Annotated in this window: 17 protein-coding genes; 6 read left to right on the top strand and 11 right to left on the bottom strand. The window is 29.9% G+C overall.

Features of this window, described 5'->3' with window-relative positions:
- Window positions 1–68 precede the first annotated feature (68 nt).
- The 10 genes from JEY78_RS07240 to JEY78_RS07195 all read right to left on the bottom strand — a co-directional run bounded on the left by JEY78_RS07240 (window position 69) and on the right by JEY78_RS07195 (window position 11,664).
- Window positions 69–2,123: a transporter substrate-binding domain-containing protein gene (locus JEY78_RS07240; protein WP_291848812.1), complete on the bottom strand. Its 2,055-nt coding sequence runs from the start codon at window positions 2,121–2,123 to the stop codon at window positions 69–71.
- A gap of 390 nt (window positions 2,124–2,513) precedes the next feature.
- Window positions 2,514–3,305, bottom strand: coding sequence for an aldose 1-epimerase (locus JEY78_RS07235; protein ID WP_291848810.1), 792 nt, complete (start codon window positions 3,303–3,305; stop codon window positions 2,514–2,516).
- A 118-nt stretch (window positions 3,306–3,423) separates the two neighbouring features.
- The gene (locus JEY78_RS07230) at window positions 3,424–5,550 is read right to left on the bottom strand and encodes a DPP IV N-terminal domain-containing protein (protein WP_291848807.1); all 2,127 of its coding nucleotides are present in this window, start codon (window positions 5,548–5,550) and stop codon (window positions 3,424–3,426) included.
- Window positions 5,551–5,615: 65 nt separating this feature from the next.
- Window positions 5,616–6,635 (bottom strand): endonuclease/exonuclease/phosphatase family protein, encoded by a 1,020-nt coding sequence (locus tag JEY78_RS07225; protein WP_291848803.1) that lies wholly within the window; start codon window positions 6,633–6,635, stop codon window positions 5,616–5,618.
- 3 nt (window positions 6,636–6,638) lie between these two features.
- On the bottom strand, window positions 6,639–7,475 hold the full coding sequence (locus JEY78_RS07220) for a rhomboid family intramembrane serine protease (RefSeq protein ID WP_291848801.1): 837 nt from the start codon (window positions 7,473–7,475) through the stop codon (window positions 6,639–6,641).
- Window positions 7,475–8,209, bottom strand: a complete 735-nt coding sequence (locus JEY78_RS07215; protein ID WP_291848798.1) for a rhomboid family intramembrane serine protease — start codon at window positions 8,207–8,209, stop codon at window positions 7,475–7,477. Before JEY78_RS07215 ends, JEY78_RS07220 begins: the two co-directional genes overlap by 1 nt.
- Before the next feature lie 21 nt (window positions 8,210–8,230).
- Window positions 8,231–10,045 (bottom strand): DNA mismatch repair endonuclease MutL, encoded by a 1,815-nt coding sequence (mutL, locus tag JEY78_RS07210; protein WP_291848795.1) that lies wholly within the window; start codon window positions 10,043–10,045, stop codon window positions 8,231–8,233.
- The gene (locus JEY78_RS07205; protein ID WP_291848792.1) at window positions 10,045–10,335 is read right to left on the bottom strand and encodes a hypothetical protein; all 291 of its coding nucleotides are present in this window, start codon (window positions 10,333–10,335) and stop codon (window positions 10,045–10,047) included. The genes mutL and JEY78_RS07205 overlap by 1 nt, the downstream gene beginning before the upstream one ends.
- A gap of 78 nt (window positions 10,336–10,413) precedes the next feature.
- Entirely contained in the window at window positions 10,414–10,893 is a 480-nt protein-coding gene (gene ribH, locus JEY78_RS07200; protein WP_291848789.1) for a 6,7-dimethyl-8-ribityllumazine synthase, read from the bottom strand.
- 6 nt (window positions 10,894–10,899) lie between these two features.
- Window positions 10,900–11,664, bottom strand: coding sequence for a tetratricopeptide repeat protein (locus JEY78_RS07195; RefSeq protein WP_291848786.1), 765 nt, complete (start codon window positions 11,662–11,664; stop codon window positions 10,900–10,902).
- Between the two features lie 112 nt (window positions 11,665–11,776).
- Between JEY78_RS07195 and JEY78_RS07190 the strand changes: the two genes are divergently transcribed.
- Window positions 11,777–12,856 (top strand): DNA replication/repair protein RecF, encoded by a 1,080-nt coding sequence (locus JEY78_RS07190; protein ID WP_291848783.1) that lies wholly within the window; start codon window positions 11,777–11,779, stop codon window positions 12,854–12,856.
- A complete protein-coding gene (locus JEY78_RS07185; protein ID WP_291848780.1) occupies window positions 12,856–13,152 on the top strand; it encodes a DUF721 domain-containing protein in 297 nt (98 codons plus the stop codon). The genes JEY78_RS07190 and JEY78_RS07185 overlap by 1 nt, the downstream gene beginning before the upstream one ends.
- Window positions 13,153–13,201: 49 nt before the next feature.
- On the opposite strand, the gene JEY78_RS07180 is transcribed toward JEY78_RS07185, so the two are convergent.
- Entirely contained in the window at window positions 13,202–13,621 is a 420-nt protein-coding gene (locus JEY78_RS07180) for a nucleoside-diphosphate kinase (RefSeq protein ID WP_291848777.1), read from the bottom strand.
- A 194-nt stretch (window positions 13,622–13,815) separates the two neighbouring features.
- Between JEY78_RS07180 and JEY78_RS07175 the strand changes: the two genes are divergently transcribed.
- Genes JEY78_RS07175 through JEY78_RS07160 form a run of 4 tightly spaced genes read left to right on the top strand, consistent with a single transcriptional unit; the run spans window position 13,816 to window position 17,243 of the window.
- Window positions 13,816–14,847 carry a bifunctional oligoribonuclease/PAP phosphatase NrnA gene (locus JEY78_RS07175; RefSeq protein ID WP_291849233.1) on the top strand — a complete coding sequence of 344 codons (1,032 nt, stop codon included), beginning with the start codon at window positions 13,816–13,818 and terminating at the stop codon, window positions 14,845–14,847.
- Entirely contained in the window at window positions 14,837–15,382 is a 546-nt protein-coding gene (gldI, locus tag JEY78_RS07170; RefSeq protein WP_291848774.1) for a gliding motility-associated peptidyl-prolyl isomerase GldI, read from the top strand. Before JEY78_RS07175 ends, gldI begins: the two co-directional genes overlap by 11 nt.
- Entirely contained in the window at window positions 15,369–16,097 is a 729-nt protein-coding gene (locus JEY78_RS07165; protein ID WP_291848771.1) for an FKBP-type peptidyl-prolyl cis-trans isomerase, read from the top strand. The genes gldI and JEY78_RS07165 overlap by 14 nt, the downstream gene beginning before the upstream one ends.
- Before the next feature lie 42 nt (window positions 16,098–16,139).
- Window positions 16,140–17,243: a peptidylprolyl isomerase gene (locus tag JEY78_RS07160; protein WP_291848768.1), complete on the top strand. Its 1,104-nt coding sequence runs from the start codon at window positions 16,140–16,142 to the stop codon at window positions 17,241–17,243.
- Window positions 17,244–17,254: the final 11 nt, after the last annotated feature.

Raw genomic sequence — 17,254 nt, 5'->3', positions numbered from 1 at the left:
TTAGGAGTCCAGCTTCAATCATAGTTATAGCAGAAAGAAATTAAGAGAAAAGGTGTGAAACTATTAGATTAATCAAATTTTAAACTAGCCAGCAACTCATATAATTTTTGCTTTTCAATTGGTTTAGCTATAAAAGAATTACAACCAACTTCTTTGGCTTGTAATTTCATATTTTCTTGAATATAAGCTGATTGTGCAATTATATATACGTTTTTATTAAATTTTCGTATTTCTTCAGTAGCTTCAAAACCATTTAATATAGGCATTTTAATATCCATAAAAATAATAGTGGTATCAGGATATTCTTTTATTTTGTTGATTGCTTCTTTACCATCTTTAGCTCTAATTATTCTAAGTGCAAAATCTTTTAAAACTTGTTCTAAAAAGTAATACGAAGTTTCATCGTCTTCGGCAATAATAAAATTATACTTTTTTAGGTGTGGTACACTGGTTTTTATAAGTTCAGAAGAACGTTCAATAACATTATTTTTAGTACTAGTGTTTGGTATTTCAATATAAATAGCAGTTCCTTTATTGGGTTCAGAATTTAATTTGATAGTACCATTTAAAAGTTCAACATATCCTTTAGAAATGGAGAGGCCAAGTCCAGATCCTTCAAAACCGCTAGAGTGTGAATAATCTGCTTGTACAAATTGATCAAAAATAAATTGTTGCTTATCATAAGGAATTCCAATTCCACTGTCTGCTACTTTAAATTCAGCAAACTCATTATTAATACTATATGAAATTTCAACAAAACCTTCTTTTGTAAATTTTAAAGCATTTTTTATGAGATTGGTAAGTATGGAATTTAGTTTGTATTCATCTGTAAAGAAAGGTTGCGTTAATTTTACATTACCTTCGGTTAATATAAATTTTAGTCCTTTTGACGTAGCTTCAGATTCAAAAAAATTAAATAGGTCATTCACTATTTTTTGAATATCAACTTCCTTAAAATGAGGTTTTTCTAATCCGGATTCTAGTTTTGAAACATCAATGATATTATTAATAGTTTCTAACATTCTATTTCCACTTTTTTGGATAATACCCAAAAATTGATGTTGTTTTTCTGTAGAATAATCATTGGTTTTTAACAAATCTGCAAAGCCTAAAATACCGTTCATTGGGGTTCGTATTTCGTGACTCATATTGGCTAAAAAGGCTGATTTCATTTTGTCACTTTCTTCAGCTTTGTTTTTCTGATTTTCAAGCTCTAACATGATTTCAGAATTTAACTCAAGCTGATTTCTCAGGTCTTTTGTTTTTTCACGAACTCTGGTTTGTAAAACCCTATTTATAACTAATAGTAATGAGATGATAAATATAATGGCAGCGCCAAGAATTAAAATGTATTTAAAGTTTATTTGGTCGTCATTATAATCCTTATCATATTTAGCAATCCATTTATCATATATACGCTGGTATTCCCCGTTTGCTAAAATTACTTCCAAACCATTGTTTAACATTGTGGCAAGTTCAGGTGCATTTTTAGAAACTTTAAAACCCATATTGCGCTCTAAAATCCGATGGTTTAATGGTCTTACATACTCTTTTCCAAGTTTTTCAGCGTAGTACATACTGCCAATTCTTTGTCCAAAAATACAGGTTACATCTGTTCTATCTATGGCTTTTATGAGGTCTATATAATCTTTGACATATACAAATTGAGTAGTGGGATTTATAGATTGTATATATTTAACAAGCACATCATTCTTCCATAAAACCACAACAGGCGTTTGAGTAGTTCTTAAAGTTTCAAGAGAAAATTTTGAAAAATGATTGGTATTATAAAGGAAACAATGTGAGGTGTTAATAGAGGATCGGCTATAGGTATATTCATCTTCTAAAACCCCAGGTAAATGAGCCCCACCAATAGCTTGAATTTTACCATTTTCTAGCAGTTCATTTATTTTATTCCATTCATCTCCTTGTATGTGAATGTCAGTTTTATATAACTTTTTAATTGCGTTTAAAATATCTATATTAAAGCCAATTAATTCACCTTTTTCATTTAAAAAATTATAGGGAGGATAATTGTCGCTATACATTACAGTATATTGCGCGTTCACTTTACCAACTGTAATTATTAAAAAAAGAAAACAGATTAAAAAACGAAAATTCATAGTCATATGTGGGTTTCAACAAATTTAATAAAGTTTTAATTATTAATTGAAAATTAATTGCCTATTTAATACCTTAAAGGCTATTTTTTAACCGAACCAAAATTTATTGTGGAAGAGATGATGAATTTTAAATATTATTCTGTTAAATGGTGGATTCTTTTATAGTAAGTAAAGATTCAGCCTAGCTAATCTATTTTATCAATGTTAAGTTTTGTCATTCTCGCGTATGCGGGAATCCATAGAAAGTTAGTTACAATCCAAAGTATAGTGTGTGGATACCTGCCAGGCGCAGATATAACAAGCAATTACTTTTGGACGGCTTTGGAAAGCTAAGCACATTAATCTAGATTCAGTGCACATTTGCTTTGTTAGTAACAAAACAACCGCAGATTAATACGGTGTAATTAAAACTTCAAAAACATCTATGCCGTTAGAGCTATTAAATAATTCTTTTGAGAGCATTTCACCACCAGTGTATGGGTATGCCGTAATAGGTTCCATACAAAGCATGGTTGGTACCTCTGTCCAAAACATAAACCCTTTAAAACCTGTTGTTTTTATGGAAATAGTACCAGTTTTTTTTGTTAATGTTATATGTTTACTATTTAAAATGGGATAGGCTGTATTACCACCATCCATTATTTTTTGAAGTGTTACTCGTTGATTTTCAGATTTACAAATTTCAGAAAAATCACCAGAAAGTTTAAAAGCAGGATGATAGCCTAACATAAATGGCATTCCTTTTTCAGCTGCTATTTCAAAAGTAATTTTTAAAGCGGTATTTGTTAATTCGAAGCTTTTTTTGAATGAAAAGTCATACGGCCAAAAAACCACTTCTTTAGGAGATTTTTCGGGGAACTTCGTATTTTTTACTTCAGTATTTGCTTGGTATATTTTTTGATAAACAGCAGATTTATCACTGCTGTTTATCAATGTATAATTTAATTCTCTTAATAGTCCGTGTTGATCTTGAATACAAGTTCCTTTTGGAGTTGAAACTTCAAAACTGGTAGCATCGGTAGGGCCAATAATTGGAAACATTTCGGTATCAGCATTGCGCCAACCAGGTGTTCCTTTTTGATGAATTAATTCTTCATTATTTTTAATATAACTCACCAATTCTCCTTTATCAATTTTTACAATTGAAGCTGAATTTTCACTAATTAATGTAATTGTATTCATTTAAATTGAACTATTTATTAGGTACTTGCGTGTCCTTTTTTTGTTATAAGTACATCACCTTAAACTTGTTTCAGGGGATCATTATTAGGGACATATATTCAATATAGGTATGTACAAATTATTTATTATTTTCAACAATATAGTTCATCATTTTTTCAATTAAATGAACTCTATCCACGCCACGTACATTATGTTCGTGCATTGGATAGGTGAAAAAGTCTATTTGCACTTTTTGTTTTACAGCTTCTTGTAACAAAGTCATACTATGTTGAGGTACAACAGTTGGATCTACGCTACCGTGAATGAGTAATAATTTACCTTTTAAATTTTTAATATAATTGTGCACTTTTGCTTTCTCGTAACCTTCAGGATTTTCTTGTGGCGTATCCATATAACGTTCTCCGTACATTACTTCATAGTATTTCCAATCGGTTACAGGTCCACCTGCAACTGCTGTTGTAAAAATTCCTGGGTTGCGTAACATTAAACTAGTTGTCATAAAACCACCAAAACTCCAGCCATTTACAGCAATTCTACTGCTATCAACATAACTTAAAGATTTTAAATAGTCTACACCTATTAATTGATCTTCAATTTCTGCGTTCCCTAAGTTTCTATGAATCACGCTTTCAAATGCAAATCCTCTATTGGCAGAACCTCTGTTATCTAAGGTGAATACAATATAATTTTCGTTTGTTGCAAAAGCATCCATCCATAAATTAGCACCGCCTAACCAAGAGTTAGTGACCATTTGTGCGTGCGGACCACCATACACATAAATTAATACAGGGTATTTTTTTGTAGCATCAAAATTAGCTGGTTTTATAATTCTGGTGTATAAATCTGTACCATCAAGGCCTTTTAAAGTAACAAATTCTGTAGTTCCAATATTGAAATCAGCTAACGGATTTTCAGCGATTAATATGGAAGTAGCTTTCTTTTTATTGATATCTGTAATTTCTACTACATTTGGAGTTGTTAAGTTGCTGTAATTATCAATTAAATAAGCTCCGTTAGTACTTAATTGTGTGTAATGTGTACCGTTTTGAGCCGTTATTTTAGTGTATTTACCTGATTTTAAATTTACTTTAAACGTATGAGATTCTCTTGCATCTTCACCTGTTCCTGTGATGAAAACATTATTTCCGTTTTCATCAAAACCTAAAATACCCGTTACTACCCAATTAAATTTAGTAAGTTGTTTTACCAATTTTCCATCGGTTGTATATTCATATAAATTCATAAAACCATCGCGCTCACTAAACCACAAAAAGTTAGTCGTGCTTTTAGGTAAAAACACAGCATCAAACTCAGGTTCTGTCCATTTACTGTTGGTTTCTTCAAATAATGTGTTTACTTTTTTTCCTGTTTCAACACTATATCTATTGTACCAAACGTGATTTTGTCCACGATTTATTTCAGCAACTAACACATATTTCTCCTCTGGTGACCAAGATAAATTTGTTAAATAATGCTCGTCAGAAGTATCAATATCTAAGTACGTTGTTGTTTGGTTTTTTACATTGAAAATTCCAATTTTTGCTATTTCACTTCCTTGTCCAGCCATTGGATATTTAATATTTTTTAAGGAAGCAGGATAGGTATTGATATCAACTAACGGATAATCAGTTACATTGGTTTCATCTTTTTGATAAAATGCTAAATAATTTCCTTTTGGACTCCAGAAAGTTCCTTTTACAATTCCAAATTCACTTCTGTGAATAGCTTGTCCAGAAACGATGTTTTTATCAGAAATTGCTGTTACCGCAATTTTAGGATTGATACTAGTTGCAATAAATAAGTTATTTTCTAATGTATAAGCAATCGCTTTTGCTTTTGAATTGTATTCTTCGTTTTGAGCGTTTTCATCAAAAGTAATGGTGTTTTCTTTTGAGTTGGTTTTGTAGTTATAAACCTCAATAGTATTGCTACTTGTAAACGTTAAATTTGAAGCATTAATTTCTTGAATATAAGGAAGTCTTTTTAAGTTGGTATACGTTTTTTGAAGCTCCTCTAAGGAAATATTTTGAATGACATTATTTGTTTTGACATCAGAAAATATGATGTTATTTTCTTTTTGATACACATAAGAGTTGGTGTTTGAAACCCATTGTAAATTGTTTAAAGACGTTGGGTACAAGCCTTTATAATACCCTAAAACGGCATCTTCAATAGAGATGTTTTTTTGTTGAGAAAACCCTAAAAAGAAGGTGCAAATAAATAGGAGTGTAGTTATTTTTTTCATGTTGAATAAGTATTTATTTAAACGTGTAAAGTAAAATTTTTAAAGTGTTTTTTACCTGATGTTTATCAGTTTGTATTAAAATTGATACGCGCCATTATTGGATAATGATCGGAATATTTTACATTAAAAGTTTTAAAATTATTTACGGTAATATCTTTATCTGTCAATATAAAATCTATTCTTAGCGGAAACTCAAAATCGTACGTTTTTCCAAAACCTTTTCCTGCAATTTCAAAAGCATCATTTTTATCTCTTTTCAATTGTTTATATACAAATGAAAACGCCGTATTGTTAAAATCGCCACAAATAATGGACTTAAATTTACTTTTCTTTTGATGTTGAATGATTAACTCAACTTGGTTGGCTTGTTTTTTAAAAGAGTTTTCAAGTCTGATGCGCAGTTTTTCAGAAATTTCCTGATTGAAATGCTCATTTTTAGGATTTATTTTAAGTGATTCTAAATGCACATTATACACTCTAAAGGTATCTTTATCCTTAACAATATCAGCAAAAAGAGTGTTATTCCCAGAGTTTGAGAAATTTAGCGATTCTGAATTAATAATTTTATATTTTGAAAATATAGCGTGACCAAACTGACCGTTTTTCTCGCTTGTTTTTATGTATTTATAAGGGAAATTAAAACCAATTTTTGCTTTCGGATTAAATTCCTGTAAACATAAAACATCAGGTTGTTGTTCATTAATAAAATCATAAATTTTTTGATCTACTCCATCTTCTGTAATCCAACTATACAAGTTAAACATTCTCACATTATAGTTCATTATTTTTAGATCATCAGAAAGTATGACTTGTTTTTCTGAAAAACTATAAAGTTTAGTAACGTACTGTATACCAATGATTAAAACAACAGTTGAAATTAAAAATTGCTTTTTAAAACGCAGTATCCAATACACAATAAATAAGATGTTTAGCAGTAGTAAAAAAGGTAGTGACAGCCCAATAAATGATACTAAAGCAATGGTATTGGGTGATATAAAATAACTTAAAAAAGCAACCAACGATATTGCTGCAACAATGGAATTTGCTACAAATAGAAATTTATCTATAATTGGTAATTTCTTCATCAATTATTTTTTGCCAGCTCTAAATAAAAAGTCTTTTTCTTCTTTCGATAAACTTTCATAGCCCGATTTACTAATTTTATCTAAAATATCGTCTATTTTACGTTGTTTTGTTTTTGAAACTTCTTCAGTTTTGGTGGCGCTTTTAGATTTATACACCGTTTTTAAATTGGATGTATTTTTTTTAGGGGTAAATAAATTAGAGAAAAAATTTACAATAGTCTCAAACCATTTCCCAATATCGTTGCCTTTTTCTAATTGTTTTGAATATACAAACCCAAAAATTGCACCGCTCAAATGTGCAATTCCACTTCCATTATCAATAGTTGCCAATTGCAATATACTAAGTACTACCCAAATGGCAGCCAACACCCATAATTCAACACTACCAATAAAACGCAATTGTAATGAATATCTTGGTATTTTAGTGGCAATAGCTACAAAAATGGTGGTTACAGCCGCAGAAGCACCACCCAAAGGCGCTCCAGATTTAGTTGTTATATAATAATTTACTAAAAATGAAATAGCGCCAACGAAGATTCCTAAAAAGTAAAAATTTAAAAACTGTTTTTTAGTGTAAAAGTCTAAAAATAAATTCCCTATATAATATAAAACCAATAAGTTAGATAATACATGAAATAAGCGTTCGTGTATAAATGCATAGGAAATTAAGGTCCATGGTTTTGTTAAAAAACTATCTATATTAGTAGGTAAAGCAAACCATTGCACCATAAATGTGGTGAACAATGCAGTAAGTAAAAATAAAAATACATTAATGTAGATTATTCTTTCAACTACGTTTGCTTGTTTATAAGCATATTTTATGTCGTTTATAAAACCCACTAATTCCAGCGTTTAAATTGATTTTGTTTCCAGTACCAAGCAATAATGAAACCTATAATTGCACCTCCAATATGCGCAAAATGCGCCACATTTCCAATAGAATATTTAGTCATTCCAAAAAATAAATCTCCTAAAATAATGAGAGGAATAAAATATTTTGCCGCAATAGGTACCGGGAAAAATATTAAGGCTAGTTTGGCATTTGGAAAAGCCATTCCAAAAGCAACCAAAACACCATAAATGGCTCCGGAAGCTCCTACAGCAGGCGTATGGTATGTTGCGTAAAATTCATTTAAAGTTTGAGATGAAATATGTTCTAAAATTTGATTGTTATAACTACCAGTATCTAAAATAGATTGAATATCTGTACTTGATAGGCCAAGATTTACTAATTGCTCATAAACACCATTAAACTGGTAATAATTGACCAAAGTATAAATAGCACCAGCACCTAAACCTGCTGAAAAATAAAAAAACAAAAATTTATTTCTTCCCCACATTTGTTCTAAAGGAGTACCAAAAGCCCATAATCCGTACATATTAAAAAGGATGTGAGCAAAGCCGCCATGCATAAACATATGTGTTAAGAATTGCCAAAATCCGAACTTTGGATTTTCAGGAAAATAGAGTGCAAATAAACTATCTAGGCCTAAATTTGGTAATAATTGAGGTACAATAAAAAATATGACATTAATTATTATTAAATGCTTTATAACTTCTGTAATTCTTCCCATAATTCTACTAAATTAACAAGGTTAGTTGTTGAATTTTTTATCAATTTCGTCAATATTTACTGTAATAAATGTTTTTTTTCCAAAAGGCGATGCGCCAGGTTCTTTGCACAAAAATAATTTATTTACAATATCTTCTTGTTCTTTTAAATCTAATTTTGTGCCAGTTTTAATTGCCAAGCTTTTTGCCAAACTTTTTGCCATAATGTCCAGTTGACTAAAACTAGTGTCTGGTAAATCATTATTGATATCTTCCAACAGCTGTTCAATAATAATTGAAATTTGACTTTCAACAATAGTAACCGGAATTCCTGAAATAACAATGGAATCGTCTAAAATTTTATCGAACAAAAAACCAATACTTTCTAAATCTTCTTTAATTTCTATAATAGAAGCAATATCTGTTTTATTGAAAGATAATTCTAAAGGAAACAATAATTGTTGGCTCATGGCTTCTCTAACGGTAATGTTTTCTAAAAATTCTTCGTATAAAATGCGTTGATGCGCCAAATGTTGATGGATATAAACAATCCCAGATTTTATGCTACTAACAATGTATTTTTTATGTATTTGGTATGTTTTGTTTGCTTGTTTTTCTTCAGAAAATAAATTGGAATGAATATTTTCAGATTCCACTTCAATAGCTCTTACATCAATTCCTGTATACAAACTTTCCCAATCTGTTGTATTTTCTCTTTTAAAAGGAAAATGAATGGTGTTTTGTTGTTCAGCTTTAAACGGATTAAAATTTCTATCTACTGTTATAGTAGGTTTTGGAGCATTTTTTCCTTCGAAATGATAAGGTGTATCCATGGTAGCATCTCTATCAAAATCTAAAACGGGAGCAACATTGTATTGACCTAAACTGTGCTTAATTGTTGACCTTAAAATGGCATATAATGTTTTTTCATCATCAAACTTAATTTCTGTTTTAGTAGGATGAATATTAATGTCAATACTACTTGTTGGTACATTTAAGAACAAAAAATAAGTTGGATACACTCCGTTTGAAATTAAGCCATCAAAAGCGCTGGAAACTGCGTGATTTAAATACGCGTTTTTTATAAATCTATCATTTACAAAAAAGAATTGTTCATCTCTTTTTTTCTTAGCAAACTCAGGTTTTGTCACAAAACCAACTATTTCCACAACGTCTGTAGTTTCATTAATTGGCACTAATTTTTCATTGGTTTTTTTACCGAAAATAGCAACAATACGTTGACGTAAATTACCTGAATTTAAATTGTAAATTTCACTTTCATTATGATAAAATTGAAATGAAATATTGGGATGCGCTAATGCAACACGCTGAAATTCATTTACAATATGACGCGTTTCAATCGTATTGGATTTTAAAAAATTTCTTCGTGCAGGAATGTTATAAAATAAATTCTTAACTGCAATGGAAGTGCCAACAGGTGTAGAAATTGTTTCTTGAGAAACAACCGTACTTCCTTCAATTTTAATAGTTGTACCTAGTGGTTGATTTTCTTGTTTTGTTTTTAAAACAACGTGTGCAATTGCCGCAATAGATGCCAATGCTTCACCTCTGAAACCTTTGGTGTGAAGGTTAAATAAATCTTCTGCTTTTTTAATTTTTGAAGTTGCGTGGCGTTCAAAACTTAAGCGAGCATCTGTAGTACTCATTCCTTTTCCATTATCAATTACTTGAATGAGAACTTTTCCTGCGTCTTTTATTATAAGTTTAATTCTTGTAGCTTCTGCATCAATCGCATTTTCTAATAATTCTTTTACTACCGATGCCGGTCGCTGAACAACTTCACCAGCCGCAATTTGATTTGCAACGTGATCGGGTAATAGCTGAATAATATCTGCCATTAAATTAATTTGTGTAATTCAAAAATGTAGGCTACAATTCCTACTAAAATGGCAATTATGATAGCCAATCTTAAATTGGTAGATCTATCTGTAGCACTTCTTTTATTTTTTACCCAGTTGTTTTTTAAATTATTTTTGGTAAGCCTTATAGCAGAAGATTCTTCATCTTCCTCTTTATGTAGCTTGTATTTATCCTCTAAATGTTTTAATCGTTCTTTGCGTTCGTTATAATAACGAGGCTTGTAATCAAAAACATAATGTTCTCTGGGTTTAAATAATTTACCAAACATAAAATACGAAGTTATACAGTATGTAACAAAAATACTGAATTATAAATTTGTGGTCAAGTTTTTTAAATGTGAAGCGTGTTAAAACTGTCTTAAAGCAGCCATTTTTATTGCTGCAATGGCACATTCTACACCTTTGTTTCCGTGTTTTCCACCAGATCTGTCTAAAGATTGCTGTTTGTTGTTGTCGGTTAAAACACAAAATATGGTAGGAATATCATACTTAATATTCAAATCTTTAATACCTTGGGTTACACCATCACATACAAAATCAAAATGTTTTGTTTCTCCTTGAATAACGTTTCCAATGGCAATAATTGCATCTAACTTTTGAGATTCAATCATTTTTTTACAGCCATAAATAAGTTCAAAACTACCAGGAACATCCCATTTTATAATGTTTTCAGCAAGCGCACCATTGTCAAGTAGTGCTTCTTTTGCGCCTAAAAATAGGTTGTGAGTAATTTCAGGATTCCATTCTGAAACAACAATCCCAAACCGAAAGTTCTTCGCATTTGGGATTGTTGTTTTATCGTAAATAGATAAATTTGTTGTTGCCATTATAGCTTATTTCTCTGATGCAAAGGTAGCTTTATTAATATAAATATTAATATCTTTCGCTTCATCAGAAAGTGGATAATCGTTTTTAATTCTGTTAAAAATATCTAAAGCTTTTGAATTTTTACCAATTTCTAACGCAGTATTTCCAGCTTTAAATAAGAATAAAGGACTTGAGAAATTGTTATCTTGTAAATCTGCTGCTTTTAAATAATAGTCTAATGCATCTTCTGGTTGGTTAATATCTGCAAATGCATCACCAATAGCGCCTTTTGCAATAGGGCCTAATAATTCATCTTTAGAAGAGAAATCTTCTAAATAATCAATTGCTTCTTTATATTTTTTTAACTTTAAGTAAGAAAGACCAGCATAATAATTTGCTAAATTTCCTGCTTTTGTACCACTATATTCAGCAGCAATGTCAACAAAACCATATTTTCCATCAGCACCATTTAAGGCTAAAGTATATAATGAATCTGCAGCAACTGTGTTTGAAATTGCAGCTTCAAAGTATGTCTTTGGATACGCTAATTCATTTGCAGCATCTTTTTCTTTAGGTCCATCAATATATTTATGGTATGCTAAATAACCTAGAATACCAACTACAATTGCAGCCAATGCTATTAATATAATTTTTTGATTTTTAATAACCCATTGTTCAGATTTTGACGCAGTTTCATCTAAAGTATTAAAAACTTCAGCTGTTGTAGAATGCTCACCAATATTGTCTTGAGATTTCTTTACCTTACTTCCGGTCTTTTTATATGTTGCCATTTTTTGTAAAATTTGTAGGCGCAAAAATAGAGTTTTTAATTGGAAAGTAAAAATGCAATTGTGGTTAAATTTTCATTTATTTTCAATAATTTTAAACTTTCAAAAAATATAGATGTATTTACAGAAAATTTCGTTGGTAAATTTTAAAAATTTTGAATCTCAATCGTTTGATTTTGAGGATAAAATAAATTGTTTTGTGGGTGATAATGGTGTTGGTAAAACAAATGTTTTAGATGCAATTTATTACTTATCTTTTGCAAAAAGCTACTTTAATTCCGTGGCAACTCAAAATATTAGGCATAATGAAGACTTTTTTATGATAGAAGGTTTGTATGAAATTGGAGAAAAAGTTGAAACTTTTGTGTGCAGTTTAAAAAAAGGAAATAAAAAGGTCATTAAAAGGAACGGGAAAATTTATGAAAAGTTTTCTGAACATATTGGATATTTACCGTTGGTAATTATTTCTCCGGGGGATAGAGATTTAATCACTGAAGGAAGTGAAACACGAAGAAAATTTGTAGACAATGTGATTTCGCAATCGGATCCTTATTATTTACAAAATTTAATAAAATATAGTAAGGTTTTGGCACAACGTAATTCCTTATTAAAGTATTTTGCAGCCAATAGAACTTTTGATGCTTTAAATTTAAATGTGTATAATCAGCAATTGGAAGCTTACGGTTCGTTAATTTTTGAGAAAAGAAAACAATTTTTAGATGAATTTATTCCAATTTTTAAAAAGCGGTACGAAGTAATATCCAACAGTAGAGAAACCGTTGATTTGGTGTATAAATCTCAATTGCACGAGCAAAGTTTTGCAGATTTGTTTCAGCAAAATTTAGAAAAGGATAGAATGTTGCAATTTACAAGTGCGGGAATACATAAAGATGATTTAACTTTTGAAATTGAAGAGTATCCCATTAAAAAATTCGGATCTCAAGGGCAGCAAAAATCGTATTTAATTGCATTAAAATTGGCGCAGTTTGATTTTATTAAAGGACAATCTAATGTAAAACCAATTTTATTGTTAGATGATATTTTTGATAAGCTAGATGACGCCCGTGTTACACAATTAATAAGTTTGGTTAATAATGATGAATTTGGACAATTATTTATTAGCGATACCCATAGAGATAGAACGGAAGCAGTGGTAAAAAAAACAAAACAATCGTATAAAATATTTGAGTTATAATGGCAAAAAGACAAAATGAGTTTCATTCGTTGCAAGATTTGATGCAAGATGTGATTAAAGAAAATAATTTAACGAAAGGAATGCATCAAATTTCAGTAAAAGATGCTTGGGCAAAGTTAATGGGAAATGGAGTGGTGTCTTATACTCAAAATGTGGAATTGCAAAATAAAACATTAATTGTAAAACTAAAATCATCTGTTTTACGTGAAGAGTTGAGTTATGGAAAAGAAAAAATTGTTAAAATGATGAATGAAGAATTGGGCGAAAATTTAATTTCAAAAATAATTTTAAGTTAAAAAAAAATCCGCTCATTAGCGGATTTTTTTAAAATATATATTTTTTTTACTAAAAAACTTCTCGTCCAGCAAAATGATAACTTCCTTCAATAATAGCGTTTTCATCACTATCAGAACCGTGAATTGCATTTTCTGAAATAGATGTTGCAAATAATTTTCTAATTGTTCCTTCTGCAGCTTCCGCAGGATTTGTTGCTCCAATTAAAGCTCTAAAATCTTCAACAGCATTTTCTTTTTCTAGAATTGCAACTACAATTGGGCCACGTACCATAAATTCAACTAATTCATCAAAAAAAGGTCTTTCTTTGTGAATTGCGTAAAAATCTCGAGCATCTGCTCTAGACAAGCGTACCATTTTCATCGCGATAATTTTAAAACCAGCTGCAGTTATTTTTTCAATAATTGGACCCACAAAACCCTTTTCAAGAGTATCTGGTTTAAGCATTGTAAACGTTCTGTTTGTTATCATTGTATGATTCTTATGAATTTTATTTGGCCACAAATATAAACTTTTATCTATAATTTGCTATGGAGTAAACTAAAATTATGATTATCAGTACATTTAATGCTACAATTATTACTAAATATTGTACTATTAAATAAGAGTTAATATTTGTTAAGCTGTTATTAGGTTTGTAAACATTTATGTATATTCGCACCCGTATGAAAAGAAGTGAAATAAAGGAAATTAAGGAGTTACTCTCTGTTCCTCAAAATGTTGTAATAGTACCGCATAAAAATCCAGATGGAGATGCAATAGGATCTAGTTTGGCTATGTATCATTTTTTAAATTTAAAAGGTCATAATGTTACTGTAGTAGCACCAAATGATTATCCAGATTTTTTAAAATGGTTGCCTGGTTCAAAAAATGCCTATAAATTTGATATGCAAAATAGGCAATCTAAAAATGCTATTGATACAGCTAATATTATATTTTTATTAGATTTTAATGCATTGCATAGAGTAGGAGATGATATGCAAAAAACACTAGAACAGTTTGTTGGTACTTTTATTATGATAGATCATCATCAACAACCAGATGCTATAGCAACGTATTTATATTCTGATGTTTCCATATGTTCTACCTGTCAAATGGTTTATCAGTTTATTGAAAAGTTAGATGAATTAGAGCTTATAAATGAAGATATAGCAATGTGCTTATATACTGGGATTATGACAGACACAGGTTCCTTTAGATTTCCATCAACAACAAGCACAACCCATAGAATTATAGCAAATTTAATAGATAAAGGCGCAAATAATGCAAGAGCACATAATAATGTGTATGACACCAATTCGTATGGTAGGTTGCAATTATTAGGCAGAGCTTTAAGTAATATGGTAGTTATTGAAAATTTAAAAACAGCTTATATTCCGTTAACACAAGCTGATTTAGATGAATTTAATTATGAAAAAGGAGATACTGAAGGTGTTGTAAATTATGCACTTTCTTTAAAAGGAATTATATTTGCAGCTATTTTTATTGAAGATATAGATCAGCAAATTATTAAAATGTCGTTTAGATCAAAAGGAAGTTTTTCAGTAAATATGTTTGCGCGCGAGCATTTTAATGGTGGAGGCCATGACAACGCAGCAGGAGGAAGAGAAACAATTTCTTTAGATGGTACTATTTCTAAATTTTTAAAGATACTTCCTACTTACAAAAAAGAGTTATTAAATTCGTATGAAGAATAATATATGTTTCATTTTTATAGGAATTTTAGTAATTTCTTGTATCAATCCTGTTCCCAGAAGTCCTATAAGTAGTAAAACGGGTACTTTAATGGAACAATCTGTATCACTAAATAAATCAATTATTAAAAGTGAAGAGCAAGCAATACTGCAAGTTATACAATTAGATTCTATGAGTAGTTACGAAGTTTCACCAAATGGATTCTGGTACAAATTTAATTTAAAAAGCAACAATATTTATTTTCCAGCAATGGATGATAAAGTAATTTATACGTATGAAGTTTTTGATATTTATAATTCAAAAATTTACGGAAAAGAAGAAATTGGATTGCGAGAATATGTAATTGATAAACAAGAAATTGTTGAAGGATTAAGAGATGGATTGAAAATAATGAATGAAGGTGATAATGTCACTTTTTTATTTCCATCTTATAAAATGTTTGGTTACGTAGGTGATCATAATAAAATTGATATTAATCAACCGTTAATATATAAAGTTCAATTAATTAAAATAAACAAAAAAAATGAAAGTAATTAAATTCTTATTAGTTTGTGGTACTATAGTTTCTTTAGTATCTTGTAATGGTCAAGGTGTTACCAAAAAACCTTTAAAAACAGAATTGGATTCAGTTAGTTATGCATTAGGTTTAGATATGGGGTCTAAAGTAAAAGCTAATTTTGATGACATTAACAAAGAGTTATTTATTCAAGGATTTCATAATGGTGTAGATTCATTAGATATGAAAATTAATCCAGAAGTAATTAATGTTGTTTTAAATAAGTTTTTTCAAAAAAGACAAGAAGAAACTATGAAAAAACAACAAGAAGAAGCTACTAAAAAAGTAGAAGCCGAATTTGCAGAGGTAAAAGCTGAAGGAGAAAAATTTATGGAAGCAAATAAAACTGCTGAAGGAGTAAAAGTAACTGAAAGTGGCTTACAATATATTGTGTTAAAAGAAGGTTCGGGAGAAAAACCTGTTGAGACTGCAACTGTAAAAGTTCATTACCACGGAACTTTAGCAGACGGAACGGTATTTGACAGTTCTGTTGAAAGAGGAGAACCAGCTCAGTTTATGGTAAATAGAGTAATTAAAGGTTGGACTGAAGGTTTACAATTAATGTCTGTTGGTTCAAAATTCAAGTTCTTTATTCCTCAAGAATTAGCATATGGTGCTTTCCCTCGTCAAGGTGGAGCAATTAAACCGTTTATGCCTTTAGTTTTTGAAGTTGAATTATTAGAAATTGTAAAATAATTTTAAAATAGTTAGTTTTATAAAAATTAGTAAATACGTTTTATGAGAAAAAATCAAATTTTAATACTGGTACTATTTTTTATTATCTTCTCTTGCAAACCAACCGAATATACAGATTTAGCTGATGGGTTGTATGCTAATATGGAAACTAATAAAGGAGCAATATTGTTGAAATTAGAGTTTGATAAAACTCCAATTACAGTGGCTAATTTTGTTTCTTTAGCCGAAGGAACCAATGATTTTGTGGCGGATTCTTTAAAAAGAAAACCATTTTATAATGGTACTATTTTTCATAGAGTTATCAATGATTTTATGATTCAGGGAGGTGATCCATTAGGAACGGGTTCTGGTGATCCTGGCTACAAGTTTATTGATGAATTTCCAAAAGATTCTTTAGGTAATTTAGTGTTAAAGCACGATAAAGCTGGTATTTTATCTATGGCTAATTCAGGTCCTGGTACTAACGGCAGTCAATTTTTTATTACACATAAAGAAACTGGCTGGCTAGATGGAAAGCATACTGTTTTTGGTAATGTAATTAAAGGACAAGATGTAGTTGATTCAATTGTGAAATTTGATACTATTTATAAAGTTCAAATAATAAGGGTTGGAAAAGCAGCAAAAAGATTTAATGCAGCGAAAGAATTTTCTAATTTTTATGAAAAGCATGAAAAAGAAATGAAGGAAAAAGAGAAACGTATTCAAAAAGTATTGGATGCTACAGTTGCTAGGTTTAATGAATATAAAGATAAAGCCATTGAACTTCCTTCAGATTTAAAAATTGCGATGGTTGAAACTAAAAATGGAGAAAAACCTAAAGTTGGTCAAAATGTAAAAGTAAACTATTCAGGATATTTTACAGATGGTAAATTATTTGATACTAGCTATAAAGAAGTTGCTATTGCGTACGAAATTTTTGATCAAGAACGTGATCATCAAAATGGATATAATCCGTTTTCAACAATTTACGGACCGGATGCCCGTTTAATAGCAGGATTTAAAGAAGGTTTACAAGAATTAAAAGTTGGAGACAAAGCTTTATTATATATTCCTTCGCATTTGGGCTATGGTGCTCAGGGCGCAGGTGGAGTAATTCCTCCAAATACTGATTTGGTTTTTGAAATAGAATTGGTAGAAATTGAATAAAACTAATTTTA

The organism is Lutibacter sp., assembly GCF_016342705.1.
Taxonomy (GTDB): domain Bacteria; phylum Bacteroidota; class Bacteroidia; order Flavobacteriales; family Flavobacteriaceae; genus Lutibacter.
This window is presented reverse-complemented; position numbering and strand designations above follow the sequence as displayed.